The organism is Algoriphagus sp. NF (genome assembly GCF_028823735.1).
In the GTDB taxonomy this organism is placed as follows: domain Bacteria; phylum Bacteroidota; class Bacteroidia; order Cytophagales; family Cyclobacteriaceae; genus Algoriphagus; species Algoriphagus marincola.
The window spans coordinates 1-9,436 of sequence record NZ_JAPEIB010000065.1 but is presented as its reverse complement, the minus strand read 5'-3'; the positions used below and the strand labels follow the sequence as shown (position 1 = coordinate 9,436).

The window sequence follows — 9,436 nt, the reverse complement described above, 5'->3', positions numbered from 1 at the left end:
CGAAGAAGGTCTAGCTGAGCGCAAGAAAGAAAAAGAAGAAGCTAAACTTACCGAATGTCTTCAAAATTTCTGGCTCTCCAGCTAGCTACTATCAATTTGACTTTGACGGAGAAGAGATACTCCGATTTATCCGCTTCTATCAGATGTCTTCTTTTCATCAAAATCTCGGACTGAAGCTGGCCACTGTTCATAAGGATAATCTTGATTTATCCCGCAGTCAATGGTCATGGGAAAGAGGAGATGGAAAAGTGCTATTCCTTGAAAACTTCGGGTACCCCCAATTATGGAAGATCGACAATATAAATGAGTTAAAAAACATGATTAAATAATCTTTGTACAATCACCTTAATCTAGCCTTAACAGTCCTAAACGCATTGTCAAGGTTACAAAATGCAAAAAATAGTATATAAAAAAAGTTAGTAGAAATTGGATTAAAATGAGTACCAAAACTACTCGTTTTTATATCTTTGAACTGTCAAAACAGGCCAAATAATGGCAAGGTTTTGGCTTTTTGACCCCCAAAATAACTGTAAATCAGTCTTTTTTTACCCGCTAAGACCCAGAAAAGAAGAAATATCGAGGAAGAAGCTACGGGAATCTCTTTTTAAGGATTTATTTCAAACCGCTTTTTCACATCGATTTTTTTCCGGATTGGGACTGAAAGGGCGAAGCTTTAGGTCGACTACTGTGTTTCGGTCCTGAAAAGGTTTCTAGGTTGAAATATAATGTGTAATCCCTTTTTTGATATTGTTAAACGTTCATGGTTCAACGTTAAAAGATTAAGTGCTTTTTTTATAAGTGAGAATCCAATAACCCAAAACGTAGAACACAGAACGCAGAACCTCTCCTGCCTGCCTTGGCGGAAGGCCAAAACGCCGAATCCTTAACTCTCTATTTATGAAAAGAGGAATAATTGTTTCCGGTTACTTCAATCCCTTGCACAAAGGGCACATTGAATATTTTAACCATTCCAAAGCTGTAGGAGATGAGTTGATTGTGATCGTAAACAATGATCATCAGCGCAAGCTTAAGGGCTCAGCAGAGTTTCAGTTGGAGGATGAACGCCTGTTTATCGTATCGAATATCAAATCAGTGGACCGGGTATATCTTTCCATCGATCAGGACAGAACAGTCTGCGAAACGATCCGGAAAATTCATCAAGAATTGGGAGATCGCTACCAACTCGCCTTTGCCAATGGTGGGGATCAGAATAATCAGTCCATCCCGGAAGTACCCGTTTGCCAGGAATTAGGCATCGAACTCTTGGATGGAATGGGAGAGAAGATTCAGTCGAGTTCGTGGTTGCTTCGCAGTTAAAGGTTCAAGGTTCAATGTTCAACGTTGTTAACCTCGAGCCTCGCCTGCCCCCTGTTTCGGGAACCCCGAACATCGAACCCCGAACATCGAACCCAAAACCTCTTTACTCCTCGATTCCTCAGAGCTATAAGTTCCAACTTGGGTCTGCTCATAATTAAGAAATTGACTTGAAAAAGATTCTCCGCAGCATTCTTCCAAAAAACCTAATCCAGGATTTAAGCTTTTTCAGGGACTATAGTCTCTTTCCTGAAAAGTACAAAAGCAAATACGCTCTTCAATCATTTTCACAGGAAGGGGAGGATGTGCTTTTGAAAAGAATCTTTGATATCAGAAAGAAGTATCGTGGTTTCTATGTAGATGTAGGTGCCCATCATCCTTACCGATATTCAAATACCTATTTATTCTATCTTAAGGGCTGGTCGGGAATCAATATAGATGCCATGCCCAATAGTATGAAGGCATTTAATAAAGTGAGGGCTAGGGATATCAACTTAGAAATTCCTATTTCCGATCAAAAGCAGGTTTTGACTTATTATGCTTTTAATGAGCCAGCCTTGAATGGTTTTTCAAAGGAGATTTCTGAAAAAAGAGACGGTCAGGATCATTTTAAGCTATTGTTTACCAAGGATATCCAAACAGCCACCCTCGAGGAAATACTCGATCAATACCTGCCGAAAAATCAAGAAATCGATTTCCTCACCGTAGATGTTGAGGGATTGGATTTTGAGGTGATTCGCTCTATTAACTTGGAAAAGTACAAACCCAAAGTTATCCTAGCTGAAATATTGAGAAACTCACTTTCAAATCTCGATCAAAATCCCATGCTAGGGTACTTGGAAGAATATGGTTACTCCGTCCTTGCCAAAACGGTGAATACCGCCTTTTTCATACATAAAGATTTTAAATAGTCGAACAAGGAAAGCGGAACAGATTGATCATTCTGACCCGCTGAAGCTGGAACCCTGAACCCCGGACCCAAAACCCTTAACAATTAACCTTTAACTGAAACAACTTGAACCTTAACCCACATACCCGCATCTACATCGCCGGCCACCGAGGTATGGTAGGTTCTGCCATCTGGAGAAAGTTGGAAGCGGAAGGTTATACCAATTTGATTGGCAAAACTTCCACCGAACTGGACCTCAGAAATCAGGCGGCTGTTAGAGAGTTTTTCGAAAAGGAACAACCTGAGGTGGTTATCGATGCAGCAGCTCGGGTAGGAGGGATATTGGCCAATAATGAGCATCCCTATCAGTTTTTGATGGAAAATCTTCAGATTCAGAATAATCTGATCGATACGGCCTTTCATGCGGGAGTGGACAAGTTCATCTTTCTAGGTTCTTCTTGTATCTATCCAAAATTAGCACCTCAACCCTTAAAAGAAGAATACCTGCTTACCGCTCCCTTGGAACCAACCAATGAGTGGTATGCCATAGCCAAAATTGCTGGAGTAAAGGCTTGTGAAGCAATTCGAAAGCAATATGGAAAGGATTACATCTCTTTGATGCCCACTAACCTCTATGGCCCTTTTGATAATTTCGACCTTAAAACTTCCCATGTTTTGCCAGCTATGATTCGGAAGTTTCATGATGCGAAGCTTAAAAGTGAAGAAACGGCGGTTGCCGAGCCTGTCGAGGTATGGGGTTCAGGTAACCCGATGAGGGAGTTTTTGTATGTGGAAGACCTAGCTGAAGCGGTAGTTTTTGCGATGGAGAATAAATTCGCTGATAATCTCTACAATGTGGGAACTGGAAAGGACCTAACCATTCGCGAACTCGCCGAACTTATTCAAAAAATCGTAGGGCATAGCGGAGAAATTATCTGGGATTCTACCAAACCTGATGGTACTCCTCGAAAACTGATGGATGTATCTAAAATGGAGAGGGCTGGCTGGAAAGCGAAAACAAGCTTAGAAGAGGGGATAAAAAGGACTTATGCTTGGTTCCTGGAAAATCAAGAGAGCTATAAAGAAGTGAAATTATAATCAATCCGATTCGATCATCATTACCTTGAAAGTAGCAGTTATACTTACTTGTTTCAATCGAAAAGAAAAAACCAATAGGTGTTTGGAGAATCTTTTTGATCAAATGCTGCCAGAAAATACTGAATTGCAAGTTTTTCTCTGTGATGATGCTTCCTCTGATGGGACTTCAGAAATGCTTGAAAAGAATTTTCCTCAGGTTAGGATCGTAAAAGGTGATGGTTGTCAGTACTGGAATGGAGGGATGAATTTGGCTTGGGAAAAGGCAAAGGAATCGGATCAATTTGACTTCTTCATTTGGCTTAATGATGACACTTACCTGTATCCTTCTGCTATTCTAACGATGTTTGAACAGTATTATGAGCTGGAACGTCCGGGAATAATTGTGGGAGCATGTCAGGATCCTGCTACGGGTGAGTTTTCATTTGGGGGGACTAATGATGATGGCATGGTCGTTCCGAATGGAAGGCCCCAAGAAGTAAAGTTGATCAATGGAAATATAGTCTTAGTCTCTGCTGAGATTGATCAAAAACTGAATGGACTTTCCCCTGATTTTACCCATTATTTTGGGGATTACGATTATGGTCTTCGAGCTCAAGCTGCTGGATTTCCCTGCTACAGCACGGAAAAATATATTGCCACCTGTGAAATTAATTCCATTCCTTATTGGGGAGACTCTAAACTTAGTTTTTCTAAGCGTTGGTTTTTATTCCACAGTGTGAAAGGGATGGCAGCAAAGGAATATTTTCACTTTCTTAGAATCCATGAAGGAATTTTCGTGAGTCTTAAGAAAATTATTTCTGCCTATTTGCGGGTCTTGTTTCCAGATTTATTCCTGACGATTAAGCGCATTTTCTAGGCTTTTGCTACTAAATCAGACCTATCAATGAAGGTACTTTTTGATCCTCAAATATTCTCCATTCAGAAGTACGGAGGCATCTCTAGATATTTTGTCAGGATGGCTGAAGAAATGCAAAATATGGGGGAGGATGTAGCTATTGAAGCAGGATGGCATATCAATTATTATCTGACCGAAAGTAATTCGAAATTGGTCAAGGGTCATTATTTTCATAAATACCCATCGCATAGCATTCGGGCCTTTCGCAAATTAAACAGCTATAAGGGAAGTCTAAGGTCCTTTCTTAGTAGGCCGGACATCATACATGAAACCTATTTTTCCTCAGAGCCAATTATCAAAACCAATAGACCCGTAATTGTGACGGTTTATGATATGATCCAAGAATTGTATTCAGATCAATTTAGGCCAGAAGAATTAGTGACTGTTCCAAAAAAGGCTGCGCTTAAAAGGGCAGACCATATCATTAGTATTTCCCATCAAACTAAGAAAGATTTAATCCGTCTTTTTGACATCGACTCCGAAAAAATTTCTGTGGTCCATCTTGCAGCTGATAAAGCATTGAAAATAGATAAAGTGGAAAGTGAGGGGAATAGACCTTTTATCCTCTATGTGGGCCTTAGGTCTGGGTATAAAAACTTTTCCAATTTTCTAAAGGCATTTGCAAGTTCGGAGAGACTTAAGTCCGAACTGAATATTTACGCTTTTGGAGGTGGAGGTTTCAATCAGCAGGAAAAAGAATTGATCCAATCCTTGGGGCTTTCTTCCAATCAAGTATTACAGGGGGCAGGAACGGACCTGGATTTGGCTAGTCTGTACTCTCAAGCCCATGCTTTTGTTTATCCATCTCTATATGAAGGCTTTGGGATTCCTCCTTTGGAGGCCATGACCTATGGCTGTCCGGTTGTCAGTAGTTATACCAGTTCATTGCCTGAAGTGATAGGAGATGCAGGGCTGACCTTCGATCCATTGAATGTTGAGGAAATGGCCTCTCAATTAGAGAAAGTGGTTTTTGATGAGGACTTAAGGTCCATTTTAATCGAAAAAGGATATCAACGGGTACAGCAGTTTTCTTGGAAAAATACAGCCCTTCAAACCTTAGAAATTTATAAGAATGTTATCTAAGAGAATATATCGTGCCTTGTCGAGAAGGCTTAACCCACCGCAACAAGTCAAAGATGAAACTGCCTTACTCGCGATGGGGAAATTGTTGTCAAATCAACAATGGGGTATGACTTCAACCTCTATAAATGACTACGAGTTTAGAATTTTTAGCCAGTTTGGAGATGATGGGATCATTCAATATTTGATCAAGAACCTCGAGATAAAAAATAAAACTTTTGTAGAGTTTGGAGTAGAGGACTATAAGGAATCAAACACCCGGTTTTTGATGATGAATAATCTGTGGTCAGGCTTTGTCATGGACGGATCCGCTACCTATATGAATTCTCTTCCTTTGCAGCCTTGGTACTGGAAGCATCAATTGCAGCATAAAGCAGCCTTTATCACCTGTGAGAATATCAATGATTTGATGGCAGAAACTGGGTTTTCAGATTTAGGATTACTTCATATCGATATTGACGGCAACGATTACCATGTTTTGGAAGCAATGGATTTTTCAAAATTAAATCCTGCCATCTTAATTATGGAATACAACAGCGTGTTTGGAATGGAAAGGGCCATAAGCATTCCATATAAACCTGATTTCTTCCGTACGGCCGCCCATCATTCAAACCTATATTTTGGAGCATCTCTTCCAGCACTAGAATACTTAGCAGATAAAAAAGGCTATGCATTGATTGGAGGTAATCTGGACGGGAATAATGCATATTTTGTAAGAAAAGACCTGCTAAGCTCAAATGTAAAGGCTTGTTCCTTAGAAGAAGCTTACAGAGAGAGTCAGTTTATGGAAAGCCGGGATGAGAATGGTAACCTGACTTATCTAAGAGGTCAGGAGCGTTTGAAGAAAATTCGAGGCATGGAAGTAGTGAATGTATTGACCGATCAGATAGAGGAACTTTAATAATTGAACTCAATACAAATTTTCTTTTTAAGCATAGTCTAATATTCAAGATTCATTGAAAGCATTAATTATCGGAGTTTCTGGGCAGGATGGTAGCTATTTGGCTGACTTCTTACTGAAAAAAGGCTATGAGGTTTTTGGGACTTCCAGAGATGCCCAGGGAAGTGTTTTTCGAGGATTAAACTTTTTGGGAATCAAAAATGAGGTGCATTTGCTTTCCATGGACCCTGAGGATTTTAGATCTGTATTGGTGGCAATAAAAAAGTCCAAACCTGATGAAATCTACTTTTTGGCAGGTCAGTCATCCGTTGGTTTATCCTTCGAACAGCCAGCAGAGACTATACAAAGCTTTACCATTGGGATTCTGAATGTGCTTGAAGCAGTAAAAATGGAAGCCCGAGGGATTAAAGTTTATCATGCAGGAAGTTCAGAGGCTTTCGGAGATACTGAGGGTGAAGCTGCAAAAGAAACAACCCCATTTAAGCCTAGGAGTCCCTATGCCTTAGCTAAAGCATCCTCAACCTGGCTGGTAGATAATTATCGGGAGGCTTATGATTTATTTGCCTGCACAGGGATTCTTTTTAATCATGAATCTCCTTTGAGACCGGCAAGATTCGTAACTCAAAAAATCATTCAAACTGCCAAAAGGATTTCTGAAGGGTCAGGAGAAAAGCTGGTTTTGGGAAGACTCGATGTGTCCAGAGATTGGGGGTGGGCACCCGAGTATGTAGAAGCTATGTGGCTTATGCTTCAGCAGGACAAAGCGGAAGACTTCATTATTGCAACAGGCAAAAGCCAAAGTTTGGAGGAGTTTGTTTCAAAGACATTTGAAGTTCTGGGGCTACACTGGCAAGAACATGTATCTCAATCACCTGATCTGATGCGTCCCACTGATTTGAGTATATCAAAAGCAGATCCGGAAAAAGCTGGGAAGAAATTGGGCTGGAAAGCTAAAGTAGATATGGAGGGGGTGATAGAAAGAATGCTTAAATGAATGTTATTGCTCGCAGGCTCGCTTGATTTGTTACACGGACCTGCCTGCCGGTAGGCAGGGTTTCACAGAGAAGGCACAGAGTGCTCGCAGGCTCGCTTGATTTGTTTCACTGAGTACCACAGAGGAGGCACGGAGTTACACAGAGTGCTCGCAAGCTCGCTAAAAATTGTAGCACAGAGTTTCACAGAGGAATTTCACAGAGTCTCACAGAGTGCTCGCAGGCTCGCTTATAATTAACCAAGAAGGACACAAAGAACACTAAGGCCTCGCAATCTCGCAGAGTTGATTATAAAAATTAGCAAGGAGTTTTTATGATTCAAGATTTAATTACAGAACAGATTCTGAGATCTTCTTATAAGATCCATTCAAGTCTAGGTCCTGGATTACTCGAATCGGCATATCAGGCTTGTTTGAAATATGAATTAGAAAAAGAAGGGTTAATGGTTGAAGTAGAAAAACCATTACCCTTGATTTATGAAGAGGTTAAATTAGAATGTGGCTATAGAATTGATTTATTGGTTGAAAACCGGGTGATTGTTGAACTTAAGACTGTAGAGAATTTTACTGACGTTCATATTGCCCAAGTGTTAACCTACTTAAAATTGGCAGATAAAAAGGTTGGACTTCTTATAAACTTCAATACTAAAAGCTTAAAGAACGGAATTAAGCGATTATCTCTTTAAAAACTCCATGCTACTTTAATCTATACTCTACTTCCCTCGGATAACACTTAATCTGAAAACAGCATCATAGAAGGCTTCGCAAGTCCTATTCTTTAATTAATCAAAAAAACTCTGTGTTACTCTGTGCCCAACTCAGTGTAACTCTGTGAAACTAATTAGATGAAAACAGCTTTAATTACCGGCATCACCGGCCAAGATGGCTCTTACCTAGCCGAATTACTTTTAGAAAAAGGATACATCGTCCATGGTATCAAACGACGAGCATCTTCCTTCAATACCCAGCGAATCGACCATCTGTATCAGGACCCGCATGAAGGGCATGTGAACTTCCACCTTCATTATGGAGACCTAACGGATTCCACCAATATCATCCGGATCATTCAGGAAGTCCAACCCGATGAAATCTACAACCTCGGGGCTATGTCCCATGTCAAGGTTTCCTTCGATTCTCCGGAATATGTAGCCAATGTGGATGGGATAGGGGCACTTCGACTCTTGGAGGCTGTTCGTATCCTCAAACTGGAGAATAAGACTAGAATTTATCAGGCCTCTACCTCCGAACTCTATGGAGGCATGCCTGAGAATAAAAATGAAAAGGGGTTCTATGATGAGAATTCTCCCTTTTATCCCCGCTCTCCCTATGGGGTAGCCAAGATCTACGGATTTTGGATCACTAAGAATTATCGTGAAGCCTATAACATGTTCGCTTGCAATGGGATTCTCTTTAATCATGAATCCCCGAGAAGAGGCGAGACCTTTGTCACCCGTAAAATCACCATGGCTGCCGCGGCCATTGCGATGGGAAAGCAGGATTGCTTGTATCTAGGTAACCTAGATGCCAAGCGGGACTGGGGACATGCCAAGGACTATGTAAAGGCGATGTGGCTGATCTTACAACAGGATAAACCAGAAGACTATGTCATTGCCACCGGCCAAACCACCAAAGTCCGTGACTTCGTCCAAATGGCCTTCGCACATGTCGGTTTCCATATCCGATGGAGCGGTTCAGGTGTAGAAGAAGTCGGAATTCTGGAGGAAGTGGATGAGCAGAAATACTTTGAGGCAACTGGAAAAGAGTTCGGGGTTCGAGGTTCAGAGTTGACAACCCAGAACTCCGAACTCCGAACTTCGAACTTAAAAACTGGAAACTTGAATATTGGTTCTACATTAATCAAAGTGGATCCGACCTACTTCCGCCCCACCGAAGTCGACCTCCTTATCGGCGACCCTACCAAAGCTAAAACACAACTCGGCTGGGAACCGGAATATGATCTCCAAGGATTGGTAGAGGATATGATGAGGGGGGATTTGGAGTTGTTTAGAATTGTTTAGGAACTTTGTATTATTATTTATGATGTTTAGAACCTTATCTTTTATTTATAATCATCCTTTTAATAGGAAAAATAAAATTGGAGGAATTTTAAGGTTTATTAGATGGCAATTGAATTGCGCCTTAAATCCATATCCGATTCTCTATCCATTAACCGGTAAAACTAAGATACTCGCTTGGAAAGGGTTGACAGGAGTTACAGGTAATATATATTGTGGTTTATTGGAGTTTGAAGATATGGGTTTTCTCCTT

At 40.8% G+C, this 9,436-nt stretch carries 10 protein-coding genes and 1 pseudogene; 10 read left to right on the top strand and 1 reads right to left on the bottom strand.

The features are described 5' to 3' along the window. Nucleotides 1-47: 47 nt before the first annotated feature. Nucleotides 48-191, bottom strand: coding sequence for a hypothetical protein (locus tag OU792_RS18005; RefSeq protein WP_274670974.1), 144 nt, complete (start codon nt 189-191; stop codon nt 48-50). 706 nt (nt 192-897) lie between these two features. On the opposite strand from OU792_RS18005, the gene OU792_RS18000 reads away from it, so the two are divergent. The 10 genes and pseudogenes from OU792_RS18000 to OU792_RS17955 all read left to right on the top strand — a co-directional run. Next, nucleotides 898-1,317 (top strand): adenylyltransferase/cytidyltransferase family protein, encoded by a 420-nt coding sequence (locus tag OU792_RS18000; RefSeq protein WP_274670973.1) that lies wholly within the window; start codon nt 898-900, stop codon nt 1,315-1,317. 167 nt (nt 1,318-1,484) lie between these two features. Further along, nucleotides 1,485-2,225, top strand: a complete 741-nt coding sequence (locus OU792_RS17995) for an FkbM family methyltransferase (protein ID WP_274670972.1) — start codon at nt 1,485-1,487, stop codon at nt 2,223-2,225. A gap of 104 nt (nt 2,226-2,329) precedes the next feature. Beyond that, on the top strand, nt 2,330-3,301 hold the full coding sequence (locus OU792_RS17990) for a GDP-L-fucose synthase family protein (RefSeq protein WP_274670971.1): 972 nt from the start codon (nt 2,330-2,332) through the stop codon (nt 3,299-3,301). Nucleotides 3,302-3,326: 25 nt separating this feature from the next. Then, nucleotides 3,327-4,157 (top strand): glycosyltransferase family 2 protein, encoded by an 831-nt coding sequence (locus tag OU792_RS17985; protein ID WP_274670970.1) that lies wholly within the window; start codon nt 3,327-3,329, stop codon nt 4,155-4,157. A gap of 27 nt (nt 4,158-4,184) precedes the next feature. Continuing rightward, entirely contained in the window at nt 4,185-5,279 is a 1,095-nt protein-coding gene (locus OU792_RS17980; RefSeq protein WP_274670969.1) for a glycosyltransferase family 4 protein, read from the top strand. Nucleotides 5,280-5,385: 106 nt separating this feature from the next. Next, nucleotides 5,386-6,177, top strand: coding sequence for an FkbM family methyltransferase (locus OU792_RS17975; protein WP_274670968.1), 792 nt, complete (start codon nt 5,386-5,388; stop codon nt 6,175-6,177). A 55-nt stretch (nt 6,178-6,232) separates the two neighbouring features. After that, a complete protein-coding gene (locus tag OU792_RS17970; protein WP_274670967.1) occupies nt 6,233-7,171 on the top strand; it encodes a GDP-mannose 4,6-dehydratase in 939 nt (312 codons plus the stop codon). A 311-nt stretch (nt 7,172-7,482) separates the two neighbouring features. Next, a complete protein-coding gene (locus OU792_RS17965) occupies nt 7,483-7,854 on the top strand; it encodes a GxxExxY protein (RefSeq protein ID WP_274670966.1) in 372 nt (123 codons plus the stop codon). 159 nt (nt 7,855-8,013) lie between these two features. Continuing rightward, a complete protein-coding gene (gene gmd / locus OU792_RS17960; protein WP_274670965.1) occupies nt 8,014-9,186 on the top strand; it encodes a GDP-mannose 4,6-dehydratase in 1,173 nt (390 codons plus the stop codon). 19 nt (nt 9,187-9,205) lie between these two features. Beyond that, nucleotides 9,206-9,436 (top strand): annotated as a pseudogene (locus tag OU792_RS17955) (FkbM family methyltransferase); the annotation flags it as partial.

What these genes read in the sequence shown, in the direction of transcription:
- OU792_RS18005 (WP_274670974.1), bottom strand. Translation starts at nt 191, where the DNA reads ATGAACAGTGGCCAGCTTCAGTCCGAGATTTTGATGAAAAGAAGACAT.
- OU792_RS18000 (WP_274670973.1), top strand. Translation starts at nt 898, where the DNA reads ATGAAAAGAGGAATAATTGTTTCCGGTTACTTCAATCCCTTGCACAAA.
- OU792_RS17980 (WP_274670969.1), top strand. Translation starts at nt 4,185, where the DNA reads ATGAAGGTACTTTTTGATCCTCAAATATTCTCCATTCAGAAGTACGGA.
- OU792_RS17975 (WP_274670968.1), top strand. Translation starts at nt 5,386, where the DNA reads ATGACTTCAACCTCTATAAATGACTACGAGTTTAGAATTTTTAGCCAG.
- OU792_RS17965 (WP_274670966.1), top strand. Translation starts at nt 7,483, where the DNA reads ATGATTCAAGATTTAATTACAGAACAGATTCTGAGATCTTCTTATAAG.
- gmd (WP_274670965.1), top strand. Translation starts at nt 8,014, where the DNA reads ATGAAAACAGCTTTAATTACCGGCATCACCGGCCAAGATGGCTCTTAC.